We start from the raw sequence: 25,851 nt of genomic DNA on the forward strand, positions 1-25,851 counted from the left end.
AATCGCCATGTCTATAGCTTTGCGTGCCTGGCTTTCAGGGGCTTGCGCGTTGCTGCTTGCCCTATGCGTTTTGCCCGCATGGTCGGCTGCGGAGGTGTTATTTTCCTGGTCTCAAATTGCAGTGGGCAGTAAGCTGAGCATCAGGGCGGTTGTACCTTCGGGTGAGAGCTGCCCAGATTTGCATGTTGACTCCCGCGTTGTTAAGATGGGCACAAGGGCGCATCCCGAACCCGGGGTGTTCGAAGACCGGGTGTGTGAGAGCTTACTTTCCCCGTCCTCCACTCCCAGGGTGATAAAAATTGGCGACAGAATATTGCCAGACATCAGTGTGCATGCTAACCATAACCAGCGCGATGGGCTCGCCAGGGTTGTTTTTGTTGGGGATACGGGATGTAGAGTATCAAGGTTGCTAGAGCAAGACTGCAAATCGCCAAACAAGTGGCCGCTACGGGATGTGCTAAGCGGAATTGCAAACCAGAACCCTGACCTAGTTGTGCACGTTGGAGACTACCTATACCGGGAGGTGGAGTGCACTGATAAGTCAAAGTGCGACAAACACATTTACGGGGATAGATCCTCAACCTGGATAGAAGACTGGTTGTCGCCACTGCAATCGGTGTCTGACAAGCTTGTTTTCCTTTTTGTCCGTGGAAATCACGAAAGTTGCAGCCGGGCTCATAAAGGCTGGTTTCGGTATCTGGACGCTTATCCGCTTTCGGAGCAGCGCTACAAAAACTGCGAGAAAATCACCGATCCATGGGTTTTTGACCTAAAACATTGGGATATGGGTGATGTAGGGTTTTATGTATATGATTCCTCATCAAGTGACGAGATTTTTTATCGCGGTAGCGACGTTAAAATTATGCGGCAGAAATTCCTCAAAGGTATAAACTCTGAAACCCGAAGCTCACAGATGTGGCTACTAACGCATCGGCCTCTGTGGGCTTATTGGAGGTATGGGATGGAGTATTACGGCAATGTTCCGCAGGCCAGGGCCATAGCGGAGGTTATGCCAGAAGAGTTTGTTGCTGTAGTTTCTGGCCACGTGCACTTTGCGCAGATCCTGTCAGTGCGCAGGGACGAGCGTCATGGCAAAGGGGGTGAGGCAGACTCTCAGCCGGAGTCCGGCCGTGGGGGTGTTAGGTCAATAACACAGATAATATCCGGTAACGGGGGTGCATACCTTAACGCACCAAAAAAGGGTAGAAAACCTGGGGAAGAGGCCCAGTTTTTGCCTCTCTGGGGAAACAGCATGGGTGTCAACCTAAACAAGATGGTAAAGTCCGCGTATAGAAGCCTGGCTCTTTCCGGCTTTGTTATCGACGATGTAAGCACGCTAGGCGGGTTCGGGTTCTGCAGTGTTGATATTCCCATTAATAACGGCAGAGATCACTCCGTCACAAGCGGTGGGAAGCCCGCGGTCACGTTTCACAGCGTCGGCGGTGAGAGGTCCAAGAAGTTTTTGGTCGCTGTTGTTACGCCTTCCAGCGAACCCCCACGTAACAAGTAGGTGAAGCAACCGTGCTTAGGTGGCATAGTGCGCGGTGTTGCGCGCTTATTTTGGGTGTAAAGAATAGGTGAAAAAAAATCAGAATTGTATTGACTGGGGTTTACGATTCCCTTATAAGTGAAGCTGCCTTTGCTATCCCCGGGGACGTGGGTAGCGCTTTTCAAGTGGTTTTAGGTTCTTTTGCATGCCCACTATTAATCAGCTGGTGCGTCGCCCTAGGAGGCCTCGTGAGTCGGCTAATAAAGCTCCTGCGCTCCAACACAATCCCCAGAAGAGGGCTGTGTGCGTCAAAGTTTACACTACCACGCCCAAGAAGCCCAACTCTGCCCTTCGTAAGGTTGCTAGGGTGCGGATCGCCGGGTACGGTAGTGAGGTTATAGCGTACATACCTGGTGAGGGGCATAACCTTCAGGAGCACTCGGTTGTTCTTATCAGAGGTGGGCGTGTTAAAGATCTGCCGGGTGTGCGTTACCACATAGTACGTGGTGCCCTCGATGCTAAGGGTGTGCAAGGTAGGAAGAAGGCTCGCTCCAAGTATGGGGTTAAGCGCGGTGTCTAGTTTTTGTTTGGTGGTTTATGTCTCGTCGTCGAAGAGTTTCTAGGAGGCCGGTGGCCTCTGATGGGGGTCCGGGCGGTATCCTGCTTGCGCGCTTTACAAACGTGGTGATGAGCAGAGGGAAAAAAGCGTTGGCTGAGAGGATAGTGTCTGGGGCACTGAAAATGGCTGAGTCTAAGTTGGCCGGTGAGAGTGGGGTATCGATATTCAACGCTGCTGTTTCCAACGTTATGCCCCGGATGGAGGTTCGTTCCAGGAGAGTTGGTGGTGTCACTTATCAGATCCCTGTAGAAGTTAGGGAAGACAGGTCCACTTCGCTCGCCCTCAGGTGGATAGTAAAGGCTGCGCGCGCCAACAGGAAGCGTACTAACAAGACCTACATGAGTTGTTTGTGTAATGAGCTTCTCGAGGCCTACAACAAGCGCGGTAGTGCGTGCAAGATGAAAGAAGAGAAATTCAGAATGGCGGAAGCCAACAAGGCATTTTCTCATTTCAGGTTTTAGTGAATTTTGTGTTTTTAGGAAGGGGCATGGAGGGTGAGTAGTAAGGGTGATCTGTCTCGGTGTAGGAATATAGGGATAATGGCGCACATAGACGCCGGAAAAACTACCACCACGGAACGCATACTTTTCTATACTGGAAAGCAGAACAGAATAGGTGAGGTGCACGAGGGCGCCGCGTCTATGGACTGGATGGAGCAGGAGCGGGAGCGGGGTATAACCATAACCTCCGCTGCAACTACCTGTTTTTGGAATGATTGCAGGATCAACATTATTGATACTCCTGGCCACGTGGATTTCACCATTGAAGTGGAGAGATCTCTCCGGGTTCTTGATGGAGCCGTGGCCGTTTTTGACGGTGTTGCTGGGGTTGAGCCGCAGTCGGAGACTGTATGGCGCCAAGCTGATAAGTACGACGTTCCCAGGATATGCTTCGTGAACAAGATGGACAGGATTGGGGCGGACTTTTATTCCTGTGTTGACATGATCAAAGACAGGCTGGGGGCTGTGCCGCTTGTACTTCAGCTGCCTATTGGTGTAGATAAGAGTTTTGTGGGGGTGGTGGACCTGGTTGAGATGAGATCCATAACATGGGAGGAGGACTCATTAGGTGCCAAGTTCAGCTATGGAGAGATTCCTGGTGACCTGATGGAGAAGGCGCGGGATTACAGGGCGAAGCTGGTTGAGACAGCAGTTGAGATGAATGACGAGGCTATGAGTCTGTATCTTGATGGTGGCGAGGTTTCTGTTCCGTTATTGAAGAGTTGTATAAGGAGCGGCGTTATCGGCGCAAAATTTGTTCCCGTGTTGTGTGGTTCTGCGTTCAAGAACAAAGGCGTTCAGCCCCTTCTGGACGCAGTGGTTGACTTTTTGCCTGCCCCCAGTGACGTTCCTACCATAGAGGGTGCTAGTGCCAATGATCCGGAGAAAGTGGTCACTATAAAGTCCTCCGTAGATGGCAAGTTTGTTGCGCTTGCCTTTAAGGTCATGGTGGACAAGTTTGTTGGGAGTCTGACGTTCATTCGTGTTTACTCAGGCAAGCTTACCGGCAAGTCTGTGGTGCTGAATTCCGCTAAGGGGGTTACGGAATCTGTGGGCAGAATTTTGCTTATGCACGCGAATAATAGGGAAGATATTTCTGAGATTCAGGCTGGGGATATAGCCGCTTTGGCAGGGTTGAAAAAGACCACTACCGGTGACACCCTATGTGATCAGAATTTTCCTGTGGTGCTCGAAAGGATGGACTTCCCCGAGTCCGTTATGGAAATTGCTGTAGAGCCAGTGTCGACTGCAGACCAGGAAAAGATGGGTACAGCGCTCAGCAGGCTTGTTGCTGAGGACCCATCACTGAGAGTTTTTGTCAATTCTGAGAGTGGGCAGACCATACTTAAGGGTATGGGTGAGCTGCACCTGGAAATCATAGTAGATAGAATGAAGAGGGAGTTTGGCGTTGAGGCGTCGGTAGGTGCTCCCCAGGTGGCGTATCGCGAGACAATAACCAAATCTGCTGAGGTTGAGTACGTACATAAGAAACAAACAGGTGGTGCCGGCCAGTTTGCCAAGGTGAACATACTGTTTGAACCACTGCCGCCTGGTTCTGGATTTGAGTTCGAGAATAAGATCACGTGTGGAGCTATTCCTAAGGAGTATATACCTGGGGTCCAAAGCGGTTTGGAGCTTGTAAAAGAAACGGGTATGATAGCTGGTTTTCCCGTGATTGATTTCAAGGCTACCCTGTTTGATGGGGCGTTCCACGAGGTTGACTCCAGCCCACTGGCTTTTGAATTGGCCGCTAAGGGTGCGTTTAGGGAGATGGCTAGCAAAGCGGGTCCGGTCCTACTGGAGCCCATAATGCGTGTGGAAATCATCACTCCCGACGAGTACATGGGGGATGTCATAGGTGATGTGAATAGCAGGCGTGGTAGGGTTGCAGAGATGCAGGATCGTAACAACGCCAAGCTTATCACTGCCTTCATTCCGCTTGGCAAAATGTTCGGGTATGTGAAGGATTTGCGCTCCATGTCTCAAGGTAGAGCTCAGTATAGTATGTACTTTGCTCGCTATGAGAGGGTGCCGGAAAGTGCTGTAGATAATGTAATGAAGAAGTAGTGGGTAATTTTATGACAGAAGGGAGAAAGCCGCACATAAACGTAGGTACGATAGGGCATGTTGACCACGGGAAGACCACGTTAACGGCTGCGCTTACTACGGTATTGACAAGGAGGCTTAGCGGAGCGAACAAGGTAGTAAAGTACGATGAGATAGACAAGGCTCCTGAGGAGAGGGCGCGTGGCATTACGATTTCTACAGCGCACGTAGAGTATGAGACGGAGGGCAGGCACTACGCTCATGTGGACTGTCCTGGGCATGCGGACTACATAAAGAACATGATAACGGGTGCTGCACAGATGGACGTAGCGATACTAGTTGTTTCTGCGACTGACGGTGCCATGCCACAGACTCGGGAGCACATACTACTAGCCAAGCAGGTAGGAGTGAAAGACATAGTCACATGGATAAACAAGTGTGACGTAGTAGAAGATGAGGAGATGCTATCGATAGTTGAGATGGAGGTTAGGGAGCTTCTGAGCAACTATGGGTATGACGGTGATGGGGTTGACGTAGTTAGGGGTTCTGCGGTAAAGGCGTTAGAGGAGAGTTCTGACGGTCCGTGGAGTGAGAAGATCATGGAGCTGGTAGGGGCGTTAGAGAAGATAGAGCTTCCGGTTAGAGAGAAAGACAAGCCATTTTTGATGTCGGTTGAAGATGTATTCTCGATACCTGGCCGTGGCACGGTAGTTACGGGAAGGATTGAGAGAGGAGTGATCAAGGTAGGGGACAAGGTAGACATTGTAGGTCTCAGGGATCTACAGAGCACGGTATGTACTGGGGTTGAGATGTTCCACAAGGCTCTAGAGACAGGTGAAGCTGGGGACAACGCTGGCATACTACTCAGGGGCATCAAGAAGGAAGATGTGGAGCGAGGCCAGGTATTGAGTGCGCCAGGTCAGATACGTTCATACAAGGCGTTCAAGGCAGAGGTATACATTCTAAAGAAGGAGGAAGGTGGGAGGCACACTCCGTTTTTCTCCAACTACCAGCCTCAGTTCTATGTCCGCACCACAGATGTTACTGGCAGCATAAAGCTGCCCAGTGGGGTTGAGATGGTGATGCCTGGTGATAATCTGAGTATTGAGGTAGCTCTGGACAAACCAGTTGCTCTCGATAAGGGATTGAGATTTGCGGTTAGAGAAGGTGGAAGAACCGTGGGCTCCGGTATCATAACTGAGATTTTGGAGTAGCGCGATGTATAGCTGGGAGTGTAGCTCAACGGTAGAGCATCAGTCTCCAAAACTGAGGATATGGGTTCGATTCCTGTCGCTCCTGCCATAGGTGATGAGTGTTTTTGGCTATGATAGGAAGCTTTGCTAGGTTTTTGTGTGATGTAAAGCAGGAAGTGTTGCAGGTCTCCTGGGCTTCCAGGAGGGAGGTGTTTGTGTTCCTGCTTATAGTCTTGCTTACTGTGATTGTTTCGTCCGTTCTGTTTAGTTGCGTGGATTTTGTATTCTTGAGGCTTGTTAAAATAGCGCTAGGGGTTGTTTATGCAGCATGATGATAGTGGGCACGAGTGGTACATAGTTCAGGTGTCTTCTGGCAGCGAGGAAAAGGTTGCCCAGATGATTCTTGAGAGATCTCAGCAGTTGGGTATGTCTGGTGTTTTTAGCGAGGTTTTTATCCCGTACGAGGAGGTTACAAAGGTAAAGTACAACAAGAAGGTTTCGATGCGTAGAAAGCTGTCCCCTGGGTATGTGTTTTTGTACATGAAGCTTAGCGATGACGCCATAAATTTCGTGCGTAGAGTTCCCAAGGTGTCCAATTTTCTCCTAGATGATGTGGGTATGCCCAAAGTTATACCATCATCCGAAATGGAGACGATGCGTAGCAGCATGTGTAAGGCCGTCCCTAACGAGGCTGCTTCTGAGGTTTGTAGTTTTGAAGTAGGTGATGAAGTGGTAATAAATGACGGGCTGTTCCAGGACTTTAACGGCAGAGTGGAGTACGTCAATGAGGATAAAAAGGTCGCAGGAATAAGCGTGATGATATTTGGTAGGCTCACCAAGATTGAATTCAAGTTGAGCAGCATACAAAAGGTGGAGGGGTAGTTTATGAGTAGCGCTGCGTTGCTTTCGCGGATAAATCTGGTAATTGAAGCAGGAAAGGCCGCGCCGGGTCCCAAGGTTGCTTCTGTGCTCGGTCCTCGCGGTATTCCTATGCCAAAGTTTTGCAAGGAGTTTAATGATGCCACAAGTGCACAGGGCGTCCCTTACGAGGTGGGGGACCTGGTTACTGCCAGAATAAGCGTCTATGCTGATGGTAGCTACAGCTTTTCTGTAAGTGATGCACCTGTATCGTTTTTATTGAAGAAAGCTGCTGGGGTTGCCAAGGGGTCCTCCAGCCCCGGTAAGGAGATCTGTACAAGCATCAAGATGTCCGAGATTGTTAAGATTGCTGAGCGGAAGATGGCTGATATGAACGTTGATAGCACGGAGTGTGCGGTTAAGATGGTGGTCGGAACCGCGAAGTCTATGGGCATCACTGTTGAAGAGTGATTTGGAGGTTGTGTCTATGTCTGATGATAGTAGTTGTTCCTACAGTGCCGAGGAGGGGATTCGTGAGCTTTTGCAATCGGCCAAGGCAAAGTTCCGTGAATCCGTAGACGTCGCTATCAAGTTGAGTGTTGCCGACTCTAAGTCTGGAGAGTCAATCCGTGGAGCGGTAGTTTTGCCGAAAGGCCTGGGTCGGGAAGTTAGAGTAGCGGTTTTTGCTAAGGGTGAGCATGCTAAACACGCCTCAAGCGCGGGGGCAGATATCGTGGGGGACGAAGAGCTGATTGAAGAGATAAAGAAGGGGCGCAGGTTGGATGTTGACTGGTGTATTGCCACTCCCGATTTCATGCCACAGATTTCTGCAATTGCGAAGATTCTTGGTCCGAGGGGCTTGATGCCTAATCCCAAGTTTGGTACTGTAACACTTGAGCTCGCGAAGATGGTCGGCGTCATAAAATCTGGTCAGGTGAAGTTCAGATCCGATCGGTACGGCATTGTTCACGTGAAGATTGGGGATGTAAGCTTTACTCCGGGGGATTTGCTTGAAAATTTTAACGCCGTAGTTGCTGCTGTGCAGGGTTTAAAACCAACCACGATTAAGGGGTCTTACGTTAGGGGGGTGTTTGTGAATTCTACTATGGGCAGATCTTTCAGAATAGCTGGTATCGGGTAGGCCGGTTTCGTATATGAGTTGGGTTGAGGTTTAGGGTGAAGCGCGTCAATAAGGAAAAACATCTGGGTAAAATAGAGGGCGTACTTACGCAGTTTGGGAGCCTTGTGCTCGCGAATTTCCGCTCCATGACTGCTGGAGATTTTGCTGCTCTCAGAAAGGAGCTCAAGGCTGGGGGGTGTGGAATTACTGTCGTGAAGAATAGCATTGCTCGGATTGCGTTGAAGCGGGTTGGAAAAATAGACGGGTTAGAGGATAAGTTTCGTGAAGCCGTGTTCATAGCCTACTCCGAGGACATAGTGGCTTTGTCTAAAATTGTGAACAAGTTTGTCAAAGCAGCTGCTGGCAAGGTCACTTTTGTGTGTGCATACGACGGTGGGCAGGTGCTGTCTGCTGATAGAGTGATATTTTTCGCTAGTCTGCCGTCATTACAAGAATTGCAGGTGAGAATAATGGGTCTCGTAGGCTATGGGGTTCCCATGAGGTTGGCTAATTGCCTCAGGGCTATCGGTGGGGGCGTAGCGTCGTGAGGGTTGTTTCGTGGTATTTGGCTCCGTCACGTTGTTAGGTGCGTGTCGTACCAGCTCCGTCGGGCGGGGAGAACGCTTCTCCCTTCCTAGGCTGTTTGGGGTGTAGTTTTGTAGGGGTTTTGTTATGAGTAACGTTGATTTGGATTCTTTAGCAGAGCAGATTTGCGGTCTTGATTTGTGTAGTGCCGCTGCTCTAGTGGAGAAGATAGAAGATAAGCTTGGGTTTCCCAAGGGTGGGTTGCTAACCGCCATGCCTGCTGCTGGGGGCGCGGCTCCAGGTGCAGAAGATTCTGGTGGGACCGAGCAGACAGAGTTCGTTGTGATGTTTGATGGGTATGCACCAGATAAGAAGATTGCTGTTATAAAAGCTGTAAGGGAGTGTACCACCCTGGGCCTGAAGGAAGCGAAGGACTTTGTCGAGCAAGAAGGTTCGAGAGAGCTGATTGAAGGCAAGAAGTACAAAAAGGCCGAAGCTGAAGAGGTGAAGAAGAAGCTTGAAGATGCTGGAGCGACAGTGAGCGTGAAGTAGTCTTGGGTTTTTGTTTGGTGGTTTTTTGAGGGAATTAATGTCTTCTGCGGGTGGTTCTTCTGGTCCCGGGTATGTGCTGAATGATTTTGACGCTGTTCCTAGGCTCTCTTACGCGAAATCCATAGACATTCGCGATTCTTTGACAGATCTCATAAGGATACAGAGGGATTCTTATGACGCGTTTATAGGTGTAGATAGGGGTGGCAGCAGCGGCATACAGAGCATTTTCCAGGCCATGTTTCCCATACGTGATCTTCTGGGCAGAGCGGTACTTGAATTTGTGGGCTACAACATAGGCGAGCCGCAGTACGATGAGTACGAGTGCATTAAGCGCGGGATTACTTTTTCCGTTCCAATACGAATTACCCTGCGTTTTGTTGTATGGAAAGTGCAGGAAGTATCCTTCAAAGAAGTCAAGTACGTGGTTGATGAGGATACCTCAGAGCGCAGCGTGAAATATATGAAAGAGCAGGAAGTTTCCATTGGTGATTTGCCGATGATGACTTCATACGGGACTTTCATAATTAACGGAATAGAGCGAGTAATAGTTTCCCAGATGCACCGTTCCCCCGGGGTCTTTTTCGACAGCGATAAGGGTAAGACTTATAGCTCGGGCAAGCTCATTTACTCCGCGCGCGTTATACCGTACAGGGGCTCCTGGCTCGATTTCGAATTTGATATCAAAGACATAATTTACTTTCGCATAGACAAAAAGAGAAAGCTCCCCGTATCCTACCTGTTAAAAGCTTTGGGGATGTCGAACAACGACATCCTTGACGCGTTTTACGACAAGGTACTTTACGTGAGGTGCGACAAAGGGTGGATAGTGCCCTTTATTGTTGATCGCTTCAAAGGTGTGCGCCTTCCCTATGATCTTATGGATGTTGATGGCAGCGTGCTTGTGAAGGCCAATACCAGAATTACTTTGAGGATTGCGAAAAAGTTGCACGCTGATGGGCTGAGGGAGTACCTGGTTCCTTTCTCTGGCATTACTGGGATGTTTGTTGCAACTGATCTTGTAGATCCAAGTAGTGGCGCAGTTATCATATCTGCTGGTGAGACCATAACACCTGAGCATATAGTGAAGCTAGAACTGTTTGATATCAGTGAAATTGCGTTTTTGAATATCGACTTTCTCACAGTTGGCCCATACGTGTTGAACACGCTGTTTTTGGACAAGAATACGACACAGGAGGATGCGCTGTTCGAGATTTACAGAGTGCTCCGCTCCGGCGAGTCTCCTAACCTTGATGCGGTGAAATCCTTTTTCAAGGGGCTGTTCTTCGAGTCAGAAAGGTATGATCTATCGGTTGTTGGTAGGATCAAGCTGAACAGTCATCTGGGCCTGGATATCGACGAGAACACGACCGTGCTTACCAAAGAGGATATAGTGCAGGTAGTGAAAAAGCTGGTATTGCTGCGTGATGGTGAGGGTGTTGTTGATGATATAGACCACCTAGGCAACAGAAGGGTCAGATCTGTTGGAGAGTTCATTGAAAATCAGTTCAGGATAGGGATTTTGCGGTTGGAGCGCATGATTATGGACTATATGTCCTCAGTGAACTTTGACAACGCAATGCCGTGTGATTTTGTCAATCCTAAAGTGCTGGCTACCGTACTTAAAGACTTTTTCAGCTCATCGCAGCTGTCTCAATTTATGGATCAGACAAATCCCCTGTCCGAAGTTACGCATAAACGCAGGCTATCTGCTCTGGGGCCGGGTGGTCTCACCAGGGAAAGGGCTGGGTTTGAGGTTCGTGACGTGCATCCCACGCACTATGGGAGAATATGCCCGATAGAAACCCCTGAGGGTCAGAATATTGGCCTTATAAGCAGCCTTGCCATATATGCCAAAATTAACAAGTACGGGTTTATCGAGAGCCCCTACCGCAAGGTTGAAAATAGGGTGGTGACGGACAAGGTAGAGTACCTGTTGGCGATGCAGGAGGGCGACTATTACATAGCTGATGCTGGGGCAGCCATAGACGAGAACAATCGTTTTGTGGATGATATGCTCTACTGTAGGCACGGCGGCAACTTTGTTATGGTGAAAAGCGAGGATGTTGACTACGTTGACGTTTCCCCGAAGCAGATAGTGTCTGTAGCGGCCTCTCTAATACCGTTTTTGGAGAACAATGACGCCAACCGTGCTCTGATGGGTTCCAACATGCAGCGTCAAGCTGTGCCGCTGTTAAAGTCGGAAGCTCCGCTGGTTGGAACCGGGATGGAATTCGTGGTTGCTGCTGGGTCTGGTGCAGTGGTGCTGGCGAAGCGCGATGGCATCGTTCACCGTGTCGATGGGTCCTACATAGTAATCCGTGCTCTTGACTCTAACAAAGACGAATGTTTGGGTGTTGATATCTATAGGCTTAGGAAGTTTCAACGCTCTAATCACAACACCTGTATCAATCAACGGCCTGTAGTCAAGCTTGGAGATTATGTGAAGGCCAATGACGTGATTGCGGATGGTTCGGCAATTGATAGGGGAGAGCTAGCGCTTGGGAAGAATGTGCTTGTGGCCTTTATGTCCTGGCAGGGTTACAACTTTGAAGATTCCATAGTGATTTCAAGCGACGTAGTTAGGCGAGATGTGTTTACTTCCATACACATAGAAGAGTTCGAATGCGTTGTGAGGGATACCCCTTTAGGTCCCGAGAAGATAATGCGATCTGTACCTGATGTAAATGAAGAGAGTCTGAGCCACTTAGACGACGTTGGGATTGTGAACATAGGTGCCGAGGTGTCTGCAAGTAGTATCCTGGTGGGCAAGGTTACGCCTAGGCCACCGGTGTCTCTTCCGCCCGAGACCAAGCTGCTCGTCACCATTTTTGGTGAAAAGGTCTTCGACTGTGTAGACTCTTCGCTCTATCTACCACCTGACGTTGAAGGAACGGTTATAGACGTTCATGTGTTCGTAAGGCGGGGGGTGGAAGAGAACGATAGATCGCTGCTAATTAAGCAGAGTGAAATAAATAGCTTTGTGAAGGAGCGGGACTATGAGATCGACGTCGTAAGCGAATACTTCCATGACGAGCTTAGGAAACTCCTCCGCAATGCGGGAGTGAAGGTCAAGGGGTACAGCGACCTTGATAGCTTTTTTGCTGAAGCGTCTGACGATACCCTTTGGAGCACTGGGCTTGCTGATACAAAAGTTGCTGCCAAAGTTAAGGATATGAGGGAGAAGTTTGACTCCATTGTTGGCGAGGCACACCGCAAATTTGAGCAGAAAGTGGACAAACTGAACTACGGCTATGATCTGCCTCAGGGCGTGTTGACAATAGTCAAGGTTTTTGTGGCGGTTAAGCACAATTTACAGCCCGGGGATAAGATGGCCGGTAGGCACGGGAACAAGGGGGTTATATCAAGAATCGTTCCCGCGGAGGACATGCCTCACTTGGAAGACGGAACTCCGGTGGATATCATCCTCAATTCTCTGGGTGTACCTTCCCGTATGAATATCGGGCAGATTCTGGAAACCCATCTAGGATGGGCCGCTGTGAATCTGGGCAAGAAGATAGGCAGAATACTAGATGGGGGCAGCCCGTCTATGATTGCTGACCTGAGAGATTTTCTGGACAAAGTCTATGATGGGCAGAAGCTCAAGAGCGACGTAGCGTCCATGTCAGATGAAGCGTTGCTGATATTTGCCAACAGACTGAGGAAGGGTGTGCCTATGGCTGCTCCAGTGTTCGAGGGCCCGAAAGATGCGCAGATTTCCAAGTTGTTGGAACTGGCTGAGGTTGATCCGTCTGGGCAAGTAGACCTTTATGATGGGCGCCTGGGCAAGAAGTTCGATCGGAAAATCACCGTGGGGTACATATACATGTTGAAGTTGCACCACCTGGTTGATGACAAAATACACGCCAGATCTGTAGGTCCATACGGTTTGGTGACCCAACAACCTCTAGGTGGTAAATCTCACTTTGGGGGGCAGAGGTTTGGTGAGATGGAGTGCTGGGCGCTACAGGCTTATGGTGCGGCGTACACACTGCAGGAAATGCTCACGGTGAAATCCGATGATATTGTGGGTCGGGTGAAGATTTACGAGTCCATAATAAAGGGTGATAGCAACTTTGAGTGTGGTATTCCAGAGTCATTCAATGTTATGGTCAAGGAGCTACGCTCCCTGTGTCTCAATGTTGTGCTGAAGCAGGACAAAGAGTTTACTAGTGGCGAAGTGGAGTAGGGATTGATATTATGAAGATGTTGGATTTGTACGGCTATACCAGCATAGCGCAGTCGTTTGATAAGATTTGCATATCCATTGCCAGCCCTGAGAGCATTAGGGCGATGTCCTACGGCGAGATCAAGGATATCTCCACAACTAACTACCGCACATTCAAGGTTGAAAAGGGCGGTCTTTTCTGTCCGAAAATCTTTGGTCCTGTAAATGATGACGAGTGTCTATGTGGGAAGTATAGGAAGAAACGGTACAGAGGTATAGTATGCGAGAAGTGTGGAGTTGAGGTCACTTCTTCCAAGGTACGGCGGGAGAGGATGGGGCACATAGAACTAGTTTCCCCCGTGGCACACGTGTGGTTTTTGAAGTCCTTGCCCTCCCGTATCGGGGCATTGCTTGATATGCCCATGAAGTCCATTGAAAGCATCCTGTACAGCGGCGACTTCGTAGTTATCGATCCTATGACCACTCCATTCTCTAAGGGGGAGGTTATAAGTGAAAGTGTATACAACCAAGCCCGCGACGCCTACGGAGACGAGGGCTTCGTCGCCTTAACTGGGGCTGAGGCCATACGGGAGTTACTAGTGAGGCTGGATCTTAGGGCCATCAGATCTGGGCTGAGGAGCGAGCTTGAGTCTACCTCATCTGAAATGAAAAGAAAAAAGGTGGTCAAAAGACTGCGAATCATCGAAAACTTCATTGCTTCTGGCAATAAACCAGAGTGGATGATACTAACCGTGATTCCTGTACTGCCGCCGGACCTAAGACCTTTGGTGTCCTTGGAAAATGGTAGACCTGCAGTTTCCGATCTGAACCATCACTATAGGACAATTATTAACCGTAATAACAGGTTGGAGAAGCTGCTTAAGCTCAATCCACCCGCTATTATGATCCGCAATGAAAAGAGGATGCTACAAGAGGCTGTGGATGGGCTTTTTGATAGCAGTAGGCGTAGCTATGTTTCAAGTAGGACTGGCAGCATGGGCTACAAAAAGTCCCTTAGTGACATGCTCAAAGGGAAGCAGGGGCGGTTCAGGCAGAATTTGCTGGGTAAAAGGGTAGACTATTCAGGTAGGTCTGTAATCGTTGTTGGGCCCGGGTTGAAGTTGCACCAGTGTGGCTTGCCCAAGAAGATGGCCCTGGAGCTTTTCAAACCGTTTATTTGTTCTAAGCTTAAGATGTACGGAGTGGCGCCTACGGTGAAGCTTGCAAACAAGATGATCCAGAGCGAAAAGCCTGAGGTCTGGGATGTTTTGGATGAGGTAATAAGGGAGCATCCAATATTGCTAAACAGGGCTCCCACCCTACACAGGCTTGGTCTTCAAGCGTTTGACCCCGTACTTATAGAAGGTAAGGCCATACAGCTGCATCCACTTGTGTGTAGCGCATTTAATGCAGACTTCGACGGGGACCAAATGGCGGTGCATGTTCCTCTGTCGCTCGAAGCGCAGCTTGAAGCTAGGGTGTTGATGATGTCCACAAACAACATTCTTAGCCCTTCAAATGGTAGGCCGATAATCGTCCCGTCCAAGGATATTGTCCTGGGAATATATTACCTCACGCTGCAAAAGGCGCACGCGCCCGACCAGGAGGTTATGTCTTTTGGGGAATTCAGCCATGTGGAATATGCCCTGCATGAAGGGATAGTGCACACATCTTCCAAGATAAAATACAAAATGCAGCGCTGCAATAGCGACGGCACTGTAGTGAGCGAGGTTGTTGAGACTACTCCGGGTAGGCTGATTCTTTGGCAGATTTTTCCCCAGCACAAGAATCTTACGTTCGATCTCGTGAACCAGGTGCTTACCGTGAAGGAGATTACATCCGTAGTTGACCTGGTGTATAGAAGTTGCGGGCAGAGGGAGACGGTAGAGTTTTCCGACAAACTCATGTGTCTGGGTTTTCAATATGCGTCGCAGTCTGGTATCTCTTTTGGCTGTAAAGACATGATAATTCCAGACACCAAAGCAGCGCATGTGGAAAATGCGAGCGAGAAGATCAAAGAGTTTTCTATACAATACCAAGACGGGTTAATTACAAGGAGTGAGCGCTACAACAAGGTTGTGGATGAATGGTCTAAGTGTACAGACTTAATCGCCCGGGACATGATGAAAGCAATATCTTTGTCCGATGAGGAAGGGAAGCTGAATTCCATTTACATGATGGCAAATTCCGGTGCCAGAGGTTCTGCATCTCAGATGAAACAGCTGGCCGGCATGCGTGGGCTTATGGCAAAGCCATCGGGCGAAATTATCGAGACCCCTATCATCTCGAACTTCCGTGAGGGGTTAAGCGTGTTTGAGTATTTTAATTCCACGCATGGGGCGCGCAAGGGGCTTGCTGACACCGCGTTGAAGACCGCAAACTCTGGATACCTGACCCGTAGGCTTGTAGACGTGGCGCAAGACTGCACAGTTGTTGAGTATGATTGTAAAACCAAGGATGGAGTCGTTGCTAGGGCGGTGATTGAGGGCGGTGCCGTAGTGGCGACGCTTGACAGCGTGGTGTTGGGTAGAGTTGCTGCAGTTGACACTTACAATCCCGTGACCGGGGAATTGCTGTTCAGTGCTGGTGAGCTGATAGATGAGGGGAAGGTCGAGAAAATAAGAGTTGCCGGGCTGGATGCGGTGAGGGTGCGGTCCCCACTGACATGTGAATCCAAGAAAGGGATTTGCTCGCTGTGCTACGGTAGAGACCTTGCTGTTGGGGATTTGGTATCGATAGGTGAGGCTGTTGGTGTAATAGCTGCCCAGTCTGTTGGTGAACCTGGTACACAGCTGACCATGCGTACATTCCACGTTGGTGGTACTGCGATGCGCGGTGTGGAGGTGTCTAACCTCATAGCTGTTCTAGATGCCAAGGTGAAATTGGTAAACAGCAACGTGGTAACCGACAAGTACGGCGATCAGATAGTGATGAGTCGGTCATGTGAGGTAGTGCTCCTCGATAGCGTTGGTAATGAAAAAATGCGGCACAGCGTGCCATACGGTGCGAAGCTTTACGTTTCAGATGGGCAGCCGGTCAAAATGATGGACAAAATGGCCGAGTGGGACCCTTACACCATACCTATTATCACTGAGAAGACGGGAACCATAAAGTATGTTGACCTTATCTACGGTGTGTCCATCAACGAGGTTTTGGATGAGTCCACAGGTATATCAAACAGGGTTGTTATAGACTGGAAATTGCATCTCCAGGGGGCCAATTTGAGGCCGAGGTTGGTACTTCTGGATGAGGATGGCAACATTGCGACTTTATCCAATGATCTGGAGGCGAATTACTTCGTGCCCATAGGTGCGGTATTGAACGTCCAAGATGGGCAGAAAGTGCATGCGGGAGACGTCATCACCAGAATACCCAGAGAATCCATCAAGACCAGAGACATTACCGGGGGGTTGCCCAGGGTTATTGAGCTTTTTGAGGCGCGCCGTCCTAAGGAACACGCCATTGTGAGCGACGTTGACGGCTACGTCGAGTTTGGCAAGGACTACTATCGCTCCAAACGCCGGATATTCATACGGCCTGTAGACAAGAGCCTTCCTGTGGTAGAATATTTGGTGCCCAAGGGTAAGCACACCATAGTGAATGAGGGTGACTTTGTGCATAAGGGTGATCTGCTCATGGATGGGGATCCGGACCAGCACGACATACTCAGAGTTTTGGGAGCGGAGGCTCTTGCCAGCTACATGATTTCTGAAATACAACAAGTGTACAGGTTGCAGGGTGTTAGGATAGATAACAAACACATTGAAGTTATCCTCAGGCAGATGTTACAAAAGGTGGAAATCACTGATCCGGGTGACACAATGTACCTGGTAGGTGAGCATGCTGGGCGCGAGGAAGTCATGCGACTCAACCGCAAACTGGAAGAAGCTGGGAAGAAGCCGGTTGCATATGTGCCGATTCTTCAGGGTATCACCAAGGCGAGCCTTGACACCAACTCTTTCATTTCTGCGGCATCATTCCAGGAAACTACTAAGGTTCTGACCGAAGCGGCCTTTTCGGGTAAGGAAGATCCTCTATACGGACTGAAAGAGAATGTAATAGTTGGTAGGCTAATACCTGCGGGTACAGGGTTCATTATGAACAAAGTGAAAAAACTGGCAATGCTTGATCAGAGCGATTATGCAACTTACTACAACAGTGAGCTGCGGGAGATCATGGGCGACCTGGGTAATGAGTTGATTGCGGAAGGCGAGGTCTCTCCAGGCCGTGGCGGCGACGGATATCTGGGGAACGGTGGAGGAGTTGTAGACTACTAGTCGCGCGCGGATACAGCATTCTGTCGGCTGTCTGCATGCACATTGGTACTAGTTGGGTAAGGCAGTTGCAGCTGCTCCGGTGGTGGCGCCTCTTTGTATTCAGGGGATAGTCGCTTCACTGGAGCGAACGTGCTTCTGTGTTGGGTAGTTTTGCCATGCAGCTTTATCGATAGCATGTGTGCTTTTGTGCCGTACCCGCAGTTTTGATTCCAGGCGTATTCCGGATGCTGCTCATGTAGTCTTTTCATAAATCTGTCTCGCGTTACCTTTGCTATTATCGATGCCGCGGCTATTGAGGTGCTGATGCTGTCACCCCTAACTATGGTCTTGACTGCCCAGGGCAGATCTGGAGTCCTGCTGCCATCAACCAACACAAGATCTGCTTTTACACTCAGGTTTTGCAGAGCCCTTCTCATGGATATATGCGATGCCACCAGTATGTTGTGTTGCTCTATTTCACAGACGCGTGCGAACCCCACGCCGTACTTTGCGTGCGATGTAATCTTATAAAACAACTCTTCTCGCTTCTTGGAAGACAGCGCTTTTGAATCTTTAATGTCTTTTATGTAGTCGTGTTCCCGCTCTGGTAAGTACACTGCCGCTGCAACCACTGGGCCTGCTATTGCCCCATATCCAACCTCATCAACTCCTACGATAACCGAGATTGTGTCAGACCTAAGCTGGTCTTCAATCAAAAAACTGGGCATACGACTCATAAACCTGCTCTCGGTGGGTATAGCGGACTAGCGCTGGGACCCGCTGCACTGACTTCAATCTTCGCGACAGAGGCGCTCACAATATAACACAACTAAGGTGTAATACAATACGTCGTGGGCCCGTGAAGGATAAATCCAAATATTATATATAGAGTATCCGGGGGACGGGTGTGTGCACCAGGAGTGGTAGCAGTGCGATAGGGAAAGTCAATTTGATGTTAAATAGATATGCGTATTATGCGCTGTGGTAGAGCAATAAATACTTGTGCAATAATGAATGTTTTTTCTTGATCTTCCATGCAAAGATTGCTACGCTCCGGGCTTATTATGTTAGATTGGGTATACTATGACGCGTGTTGACTAACGACATGCATATTGTGATGTACGATAGTTGGCGCTCTGTATACTAAATACAACGTTGCGGAAAAGCTTGCCCTTAAATGAGAGTTTTTATGGTATTCTGGAATATATACTGATATAACATGAATATGTGTCCTATATACCGAGACAAGTTGTGCCAGGAATTGTGAAAACTTTAGAATTAGATGTGGGTGCCACGAAAACCAAGGGGTTGAGTGCGATAGAGCTGGCCATACGCGATTTGAGAGCAATGTGTGAAGATGGAAGTACCGAGGATATCTGCTTTAGGGCAGTTATAAAATATCTGACTGAAGATACAAATTTCAACAGCAGCATTGCCGGGATTGATAGGGCTTTGAAAGATTATAAAAAATGCCATGGCGTGATTAGTGCGAAAATAAATGAAGCAATAAACGCTAGATTGGATGTATCAGAAAATATTGCCTGCGTTCCTGATAAGATAAATTTGTTCCTAGCCAGCCGGCGCGAAGTACGCAGAACATTGAAGTTTTTTCACGATGCGTATCACATGAAGTGCGCAGACGGTAACACACGTGAAGAAATTATTTCCGCGCTTATGGAGTCTTGCACGAAACTGCGTTACGACGGGTTGTGTTCAGCAAACTCGGGTGACCCCAAGAAAAGCATCACCGAAATTCTAAAAAGATTTTCTGGCATGAAGCACGAGGATATAAACCAGCTGTGCAGGGAAGTGCTCATATGCTTTTCTACAAAGAGGCTTGTTGTTATCGGTGACAACAACCGGGAACAAGTAGCCGATTTTGATAGGGTGTGCGTTTGTTATAACATTCCCCAAGGTACGGAGCTCGCCATTTTGGGCAAGGAATTGTTGGTTCTAGGCGATATTTCCGGTACCGTTACTGCCGAAAGTCACAATTTACTACCGAACCTGCCGCGCCTTTTTGTGCGTGGTATTTCTCGTGGAGGGAAAGCAGTGGGCTTTGGCAGCGTGATTGTTACCGGAGATAATAAGGGCTGCATTCGCGTACGCGAGCAAACGGGTGGTAGTGATGTCACGCTTGGGGGGAGCAACCTAGGAAAAATCTATATGGTGCACCAGGAAAACACTGTTGAGTTAGGTAATGCTGAGTCTAGTGGCGGGGCATCAACTGAAGCAGCGCGATCGGAGACCACTAGCAGTGCGCGAGCATGTGGGAAGTTTTCTCTGAATGTTATGGGAAGCAATGCTGGCATCATACGCGTAGCGGGAAATTCTGCACACAAGTCTGACGCCCTCATTCAGGGCATAAATGTGGGGAAAATATTTTGTGACAACACCAATCTGAAAGTGCGCGGATACTCGGCTATGTGGTTCAAGGGGCGTGGGTCTGGGGCCAAGAGTGCGACAAAGTCACGTGGGATATTTGGCAGTCTTTCTTCCTGGTTTGCCGGGCTTTTCAAGCGTCCTTATGCCAATTCTGCGCAGGGACGCCGCGCCAGTAGCGGTTTGTCAGGTGCACGTCCTTACATTCACGCAGTACGTTGCAATATTGAAATTGCAGTGAACCAACTGTCTGGCCTACTAATGTGTGGAGAGGAAAATACTGTTGAGCTGACGGGTACCGGGGTGCCCGGTATCGCCTACGACGTGAGAAATTGCAGGATGTTTTTGCGTGGTAGCAAGATATGCCAAAATGCGAGTGCGGAAATCGGGCGCATGTGTGAGAGTAGCATAAAACTTGAGGGGGGAGAAATATCCCTACCCAACTCAGAAATTGCACTTAGTATTGTAGACCTTAGTGGGACATCAAGCCTTACCACGCACAAAATGAGCTCCTGTAATGCGGTACTTAAAGATCGTAGTAACATTCGTGTTGACGGTGAAATGCACCTGTGCAGAGTTCTTATGCTAAGGGGCCGAAGTACACATGGTACCAAATGGCGTGCAAGAGGTAGCGGTGCACGCGGGCTTGATGTGCCCGTAATACGGAGAGGCATGGTCTACGTAGAGCAAGGTGAGGTATCCGCGCATTGCATGCATGATGTTCACTTGGTAATAGGGGAATGCGGCAGTGTCAACACTTCGTATTTCAAGAAGGGCAGCGTCCATATAGGAGGGCGTCTCCCTCTGCAACATGACAAAGGGTCCCCCAATAAGCAGGTAAGGTTCGCTGAAACAGTTAGTTGCATACAGGAAATACCAGTTGCTGGAGGTGCCCGCAAGTTTGTATACAATACTCCACTCAGGAAAGACAAAAGCGTTGAGGGCGACATGTGTATAACGCGCTTTGGATGCGTGGAGGACGCGGAGGTTTTTGCTGGAGATGTTCCGCATCGTGATGTATTTCTGCTCACAAAAGAGATGAAGAGGTGCGTTCTGTACATCAGGCAGAAGGGGAGAATAAGTTCTGGTGTTCTTGAAGAGTGTAGTGGCGAAATCATAGGTGACGGGGTGGAACTAGAGGCAGGTACGGTACTCAATAGCACGGTAAAACTGACTGGAAATTCCAAACTTGTAGTACCGGAGAGCATTAAGGGCAGCCTGGTTGGAGTTGGTTCGTCATCTGCGATACTCTGGCTGTGCGACGGGAATGTCACACATGGTTCAGTGATGGGCTCTGCCGGGAATGGACTTGCGTTAGGGGAATTCGCATCTCGCTGTACATCCGGCAAATGGGTGCCAAAAAGCAGCAGGGGCCTGGTAATTGGAAGGGATACCGTGTTAACTGCTGAGAGGGGGGATTTTGTTGGCAGGTCAGATACTGTACGCTTTTATAGTGTGCAACAGAAGCTCACAAGCTGTGGGTCTGCGCCGTCGGATTTTCTCAGAGAAAATGCGTGCATGGAGTCTAAAAAGACTGACCTTGGAGATAGTGCTGCTAACGTGGTGGATATTGTGCAATGCGCGCAGGAGGATATGTTATGCGACGCGAGTAAGCATTGTTGTGAATTGTCAGTGTCTGACCTCGGTATACTTTGTGCACCTCTAAACAATGAGGGTAGATTTTTAGATGTGGCGAGAGTTGCAGCACGCAATGAAGAGCGGAAAACCGCGCCTGACACTCCGCAAAAAGATGAAGGCACTGGTTTTGCTAATAAGGGTGAGGCAGGTACTTCCGGAGTTGCCAAGGGGCAGCGCGGTGAGCGCGCGGGCCGTGCAGCAGCTGAGGTTACTGAGCATCCTAAAGAATGTTATGAAACTGAGCCCACGCGGCAGCAGCCCAATGTGGCAAGCACTTCTGATGCTAACACTTCAAACTGCAGAAGCCCGTCTTTGCGTTGTTCGGGGTCTGATGAACGGGTGAAGGCATCCAGGGCTCACCTTACACTACCAATAGGTGACAGGGCAAATACCGCTGCAGGCATGGGTATGAACATTGGCCGTAAAAGGAGATTGCTGGCACAGTGCATTGCGGATGCGGGCAAAACGCCATCCGCGGGTGGAACCGCAGTCCTACCCGTCATTAGTGCTGACTCCATGGGTGGTATAAGGGAAGTTGGAAGCGTGGAGATACACCATGAGGGCGGTGAAGACAGTAATACGGGCATGTTGGATGCTGTGAATGTGTCTGAGGTAGATGGAAGCAAACTCATCGCATAAACGGATATGACGCGCTGCAGGAGTTTTTCATGGATGTAGGGATTAAACTTACTCTACACTCCAATAATAACTTTTGGACCCACACAAAAAGCATGCTTGCTGTGGCCGCTACCATGGGGAGGGATGAGGTGGAGCCCATGGTGTGAATGTGTGGCTGTTCTCTACCAGAGAGTCAAAAATTTGGTGATTATTGCGTGATATGTGTAATATGCAAAGTAGGATACAGATACGGCGAGACATGTGTAACCCAAGTTTGCTCGCAAATATCCGCAGGATACGTTAATCAGAGAACCCACAATATACGCCCAAGATAACAGCGCCAGTGGTGCCAAGAATGCCAGCTGCAAATAACCATGAAGTCGGACGTATTCAGATTTATGATACCTCATTCGCGCGAGAACTACTAACCTGCCCAGGCACCAATTCACGATGCCTCCCAATAAAGCCCCCAGAGTTGCAACTGATATTGATATTAGCGGATTGTAGCCCCCCAAAACAGCACATAATATCAAACACCGTTGGCCTGCGTATTGGCAGCACCATGGATCCAAGCATGCTGTCTGTGAACAACAAGAGGTACGCCTCCAACGCATGAGAGAGACCCATGGCCACCTTACAATACATACAGATGCAGAAAGTGGGACCGGTGCGATTCGAACGCACGACCCTCAGATTAGGAATCTAATGCTCTATCCTACTGAGCTACGGCCCCAAAACGCAACCCCACCACAACACTGACACTCTACACAATCTTCCGCTTCAGGACAACTAACATTTCTCTGGTATGCCTGCAAAATTACAATGCCATAATGTGCAAGAGTGCGGCGAAGGCGCATTGTGTGCCAAATTAATTATTAAAGCAATTACAATGTATAGTGGCTGTACGAGCGTTTTGGCAGACCCAACTATGGTGGGGTGAGCGGAGAGGCCAGAGCTGTAAGAATGCACTCTTGCCTTAATGCTTCACACAATCTGTGTACGTCTTGTAATGTATGTGCCGCGGTGAACGCGAGTCTGAGTCTGGGAGTGGGCACAGTAGGTGGACGTATGGCTGCCACCAAAAATCCCTTTTGTGCCAGAATTTGTGCTGCATGCACCGCACTGCGCGAGTCTCGCATAATAATAGGCACAATGTGGCTTTTGGGTTCTGGCAGTTCCATGGCCTTGCAAAACTCTCTTGCGAGCGTAATTGGGATTTCGCAACTCTCGCGGGCTATGTCTATAGCAGCGCTTGCCGCTGCAACTATTGCCGGGGGGAGGGCAGTTGTGTACACAAGGCTTCTCGCAGAGTTTTGAAGATACTCTATAACCGTTTTTGAAGAGCAGACGTACCCGCCTAGCGCCCCTGTAGCTTTGGATAAAGTGCCTATGTACATATCAGGCTGCAGTGTGCTTGTCATACCAAAACTGTGTGCTACGTCTACTGCAAGCCACGCACTGTACTCCCTAGCCACTTTTACCAGTTCATCCACAGGGGCCAAATCCCCATCCATGCCGTATATCCCTTCGACCAGTACAAGGCAATGTCTGTGCATTTTGCGATATTTTCTCAGCAGCTCTTCACAATGAGCCAGGTCGTTATGCATGAACCTATAGAGCCTGGCCCCAGATAGCTTAGCTCCATCCACTGCAGAGGCATGTATTAACCTGTCGGCTAGTATCATGTCATGCCGACCGACTATTGCGGATATGCTTCCCACATTTGCCAAGTATCCGCTACTGAACACCAAAGCGGCTTCTGTGTGGTAAATTCTAGCAATTTTTTCTTCTATCTCCTTATATAGCGGGTGGTTGCCTGTAACTAATCTTGACGCTTGTGCTCCCACACCATAAAGCTCTATAGCTTCAATAGCAGCTCTTTTTACCGCGCTGTGGTTGGCTAGGGACATGTAGTCATTACAAGAAAAGGAAATGAGTTGCATCCCCTCTGCGGTTGTTACCCGCCTACTGTCAGGCTGCCTAGTGATGGTGGCCACCTTCCTGAGTAGGCCCTTAGACGCGATAGACTCACACCTTGCCTTTAGTACCCCTTCCAGTGTTGTACTCACTCCGTATACTCAGAATTGTTTTCCTGGCTATTTTACGCCATAGGGCGAGTTAACGCAGCGATTATCGCTACGCTAACACAAACCCACCATACACCGCGATGCTGACGGTGTATTATGCCACCAGTCGGGATCCGTCCCGCAGTTTCCGCTAATGTTCCATATCCTCGCTAATGTCTTGACTTGCACTTTCGACCCGGGAATCACTTTTTTGGATGTCAACCACTGCAATCTTGCCACGGGAACCGAAGTTAGCTAGGTTTTTCATAAAAGCAGCACACGAAAACGCGGCGGCACTTGCCACCATTACGAACCAAATGTGTCTACGCATACACCTGTTAGCAGTAACCCGATTCAACACAATAGCTCATTACGTCATAAATGCTAGGATTATTAGAATTTAATGTTAGTATTTCGTGGCCATGGGTATTTCTGGTTCGTATGAGCATGCTTGGATTGTTTCTGATTCAAATGGTGCTTTGGGTGGTGTTTTCCGGATATTTTGATGCATTTTTCCTGTCCGCCGGTGCAGTAAGCTCGCTGCTGTCGGTCTTTATATGCTACAAGGTGGGTAATAGGAGTAAGTCTGGTTGTAGTGTATATACGTTGTCGCGTAGAGACATGGCAAAGTTTTGCAGGGTTGTTTTTCTGTATTTACCGTGGATATTTGGCCAGGCAATGCTGTCTGCATGGTTTGTGACCAAAAGGGTGTGTGGCGCTGTCGCATCTAGGAACGCACGCGATGGGATAGTGCCCGTGGTGACGCTTATAGACACCCAGCAAGATAGCGAGTTGGGCGCGTTTATGTTGGCCAATTCAATTACCCTTACTCCGGGCACGGTGGGCATGAACGTAACACGGGATTATAAAGTTGAGGTTTTGGCTTTGGAGGAAAGCCTTATTCCCGGAATTGCTGATATAGACGATCGTGTTAACGCTATGTTGAGAAATTGTGTAACTGGGGAATAATGGCCACGTAGCAACACTCAAACTGGAGAGTAGATAAAGTTATGGGCTAGAGCCCGCAAGCGGGCCGGGTGTGGCCTTCAGCCCTGTGTTTTTTCGTAAATTTGAACAATTCCCTTTATCGTAAGCAACTCGTCGATGTGGTTGATGTAATCGCAATTTCTGAAAAGGCTCACTCCTCCTCCAGTGGCCACAACATGTAGGGTCTGGACGCTCTCGCGCATTATTTGTCTTGTCATGCCTTCAACCATTGCTCTATATCCCCAGTAGAGCCCAGTTTCCAGCGATGCGGCTGTAGAATCACATACTATTTTTTCTGATTCTCGCACAGGAGTTTGTGGTAGCAGCGCTGTACACTCCCTCATACTATGTACCAAACAAGACATACCCGGAGCCACAACCTGCCCATACAAGCTGCCATTCCTGTCCAGCAAGTTAAATACGGTGGCCGTGCCCATGTCAATTACCAACAGGTCACTTGTAGGCCACAAAGTTTTTGCAGCGACCAAATCGGCCACCCTATCTGCGCCTATAGTGGGTTGTGCCAGACAAATTCTAAGTCCAAACAAGCCCGCGTGGGAGCTCGTAATGAACACCGGAGAAATGTTAAAAAAGCACTCAAACAGCTCTTCTATATGTTTATTTACGACCGGCGCAACGCTGGAAATTGCGGCCCCACGCACTCCTGCTAGAAGATTTGCAGACTTGCGCGATGCCAGCACGCTGATACACGAAAAGTACTCAGCAGCAGTTCTGTTCCCACAGGTAGATATCCTCCACTTGTCTACAACTGTGCCATTTTCACATAATGCAATCTTTGTGCTAGTATTGCCGACATCGACCGCAACTATCATGCCA

At 49.1% G+C, this 25,851-nt stretch carries 18 protein-coding genes and 2 tRNA genes; 16 read left to right on the plus strand and 4 right to left on the minus strand.

The genetic code is table 11. From position 1 onward, the window contains the following. Nucleotides 1-7 precede the first annotated feature (7 nt). The 14 genes from AOV_RS00735 to rpoC all read left to right on the plus strand — a co-directional run bounded on the left by AOV_RS00735 (nucleotide 8) and on the right by rpoC (nucleotide 17,344). On the plus strand, nucleotides 8-1,510 hold the full coding sequence (locus AOV_RS00735) for a metallophosphoesterase (RefSeq protein ID WP_075138741.1): 1,503 nt from the start codon (nucleotides 8-10) through the stop codon (nucleotides 1,508-1,510). Between the two features lie 184 nt (nucleotides 1,511-1,694). After that, nucleotides 1,695-2,069: a 30S ribosomal protein S12 gene (rpsL, locus tag AOV_RS00740; protein ID WP_010263054.1), complete on the plus strand. Its 375-nt coding sequence runs from the start codon at nucleotides 1,695-1,697 to the stop codon at nucleotides 2,067-2,069. A gap of 17 nt (nucleotides 2,070-2,086) precedes the next feature. Then, entirely contained in the window at nucleotides 2,087-2,569 is a 483-nt protein-coding gene (gene rpsG / locus AOV_RS00745) for a 30S ribosomal protein S7 (RefSeq protein ID WP_075138742.1), read from the plus strand. A gap of 33 nt (nucleotides 2,570-2,602) precedes the next feature. Then, the gene (gene fusA, locus AOV_RS00750) at nucleotides 2,603-4,675 is read left to right on the plus strand and encodes an elongation factor G (RefSeq protein WP_075138743.1); all 2,073 of its coding nucleotides are present in this window, start codon (nucleotides 2,603-2,605) and stop codon (nucleotides 4,673-4,675) included. Between the two features lie 11 nt (nucleotides 4,676-4,686). Next, the gene (gene tuf, locus AOV_RS00755) at nucleotides 4,687-5,868 is read left to right on the plus strand and encodes an elongation factor Tu (protein ID WP_011114180.1); all 1,182 of its coding nucleotides are present in this window, start codon (nucleotides 4,687-4,689) and stop codon (nucleotides 5,866-5,868) included. Nucleotides 5,869-5,882: 14 nt separating this feature from the next. Continuing rightward, nucleotides 5,883-5,956 (plus strand) — tRNA-Trp (locus tag AOV_RS00760). Between the two features lie 22 nt (nucleotides 5,957-5,978). Next, nucleotides 5,979-6,179, plus strand: a complete 201-nt coding sequence (secE, locus tag AOV_RS00765; RefSeq protein ID WP_075138744.1) for a preprotein translocase subunit SecE — start codon at nucleotides 5,979-5,981, stop codon at nucleotides 6,177-6,179. Then, nucleotides 6,169-6,729, plus strand: a complete 561-nt coding sequence (gene nusG, locus AOV_RS00770) for a transcription termination/antitermination protein NusG (protein WP_075138745.1) — start codon at nucleotides 6,169-6,171, stop codon at nucleotides 6,727-6,729. The genes secE and nusG overlap by 11 nt, the downstream gene beginning before the upstream one ends. A gap of 3 nt (nucleotides 6,730-6,732) precedes the next feature. After that, nucleotides 6,733-7,176 carry a 50S ribosomal protein L11 gene (rplK, locus tag AOV_RS00775; protein WP_075138746.1) on the plus strand — a complete coding sequence of 148 codons (444 nt, stop codon included), beginning with the start codon at nucleotides 6,733-6,735 and terminating at the stop codon, nucleotides 7,174-7,176. Between the two features lie 16 nt (nucleotides 7,177-7,192). Continuing rightward, nucleotides 7,193-7,846 (plus strand): 50S ribosomal protein L1, encoded by a 654-nt coding sequence (gene rplA, locus AOV_RS00780; RefSeq protein ID WP_075139436.1) that lies wholly within the window; start codon nucleotides 7,193-7,195, stop codon nucleotides 7,844-7,846. A 35-nt stretch (nucleotides 7,847-7,881) separates the two neighbouring features. After that, nucleotides 7,882-8,373, plus strand: a complete 492-nt coding sequence (rplJ, locus tag AOV_RS00785) for a 50S ribosomal protein L10 (RefSeq protein WP_075138747.1) — start codon at nucleotides 7,882-7,884, stop codon at nucleotides 8,371-8,373. Nucleotides 8,374-8,497: 124 nt separating this feature from the next. Beyond that, nucleotides 8,498-8,902, plus strand: coding sequence for a 50S ribosomal protein L7/L12 (gene rplL, locus AOV_RS00790; RefSeq protein ID WP_075138748.1), 405 nt, complete (start codon nucleotides 8,498-8,500; stop codon nucleotides 8,900-8,902). Between the two features lie 37 nt (nucleotides 8,903-8,939). Continuing rightward, nucleotides 8,940-13,088, plus strand: a complete 4,149-nt coding sequence (gene rpoB, locus AOV_RS00795; RefSeq protein WP_075138749.1) for a DNA-directed RNA polymerase subunit beta — start codon at nucleotides 8,940-8,942, stop codon at nucleotides 13,086-13,088. Nucleotides 13,089-13,099: 11 nt separating this feature from the next. Beyond that, nucleotides 13,100-17,344, plus strand: coding sequence for a DNA-directed RNA polymerase subunit beta' (gene rpoC, locus AOV_RS00800; protein ID WP_075138750.1), 4,245 nt, complete (start codon nucleotides 13,100-13,102; stop codon nucleotides 17,342-17,344). On the opposite strand, the gene AOV_RS00805 is transcribed toward rpoC, so the two are convergent. Beyond that, nucleotides 17,341-18,060 (minus strand): ribonuclease HII, encoded by a 720-nt coding sequence (locus AOV_RS00805; protein ID WP_075138751.1) that lies wholly within the window; start codon nucleotides 18,058-18,060, stop codon nucleotides 17,341-17,343. The genes rpoC and AOV_RS00805 overlap by 4 nt on opposite strands. 514 nt (nucleotides 18,061-18,574) lie before the next feature. Here AOV_RS00805 and AOV_RS00810 point away from each other — a divergent pair. After that, entirely contained in the window at nucleotides 18,575-21,982 is a 3,408-nt protein-coding gene (locus AOV_RS00810) for a hypothetical protein (protein ID WP_075139437.1), read from the plus strand. A gap of 638 nt (nucleotides 21,983-22,620) precedes the next feature. On the opposite strand, the gene AOV_RS00820 is transcribed toward AOV_RS00810, so the two are convergent. Together AOV_RS00820 and AOV_RS00825 are read right to left on the minus strand one after the other, a co-directional pair. Beyond that, nucleotides 22,621-22,694 (minus strand) — tRNA-Arg (locus AOV_RS00820). Between the two features lie 193 nt (nucleotides 22,695-22,887). Next, nucleotides 22,888-24,030, minus strand: coding sequence for an aminotransferase class I/II-fold pyridoxal phosphate-dependent enzyme (locus AOV_RS00825; protein ID WP_117374380.1), 1,143 nt, complete (start codon nucleotides 24,028-24,030; stop codon nucleotides 22,888-22,890). A 378-nt stretch (nucleotides 24,031-24,408) separates the two neighbouring features. On the opposite strand from AOV_RS00825, the gene AOV_RS00830 reads away from it, so the two are divergent. After that, complete coding sequence (locus AOV_RS00830; protein WP_233497182.1) at nucleotides 24,409-24,996, plus strand: Na+/H+ antiporter subunit E; 588 nt, start codon at nucleotides 24,409-24,411, stop codon at nucleotides 24,994-24,996. A 77-nt stretch (nucleotides 24,997-25,073) separates the two neighbouring features. Here AOV_RS00830 and AOV_RS00835 read toward each other — a convergent pair whose 3' ends face one another. Continuing rightward, nucleotides 25,074-25,847: a type III pantothenate kinase gene (locus AOV_RS00835; protein WP_075138753.1), complete on the minus strand. Its 774-nt coding sequence runs from the start codon at nucleotides 25,845-25,847 to the stop codon at nucleotides 25,074-25,076. Nucleotides 25,848-25,851: the final 4 nt, after the last annotated feature.

Origin of the sequence: Anaplasma ovis str. Haibei, from assembly GCF_002214625.1 — a bacterium.
Taxonomy (GTDB): Bacteria; Pseudomonadota; Alphaproteobacteria; order Rickettsiales; family Anaplasmataceae; genus Anaplasma; species Anaplasma ovis.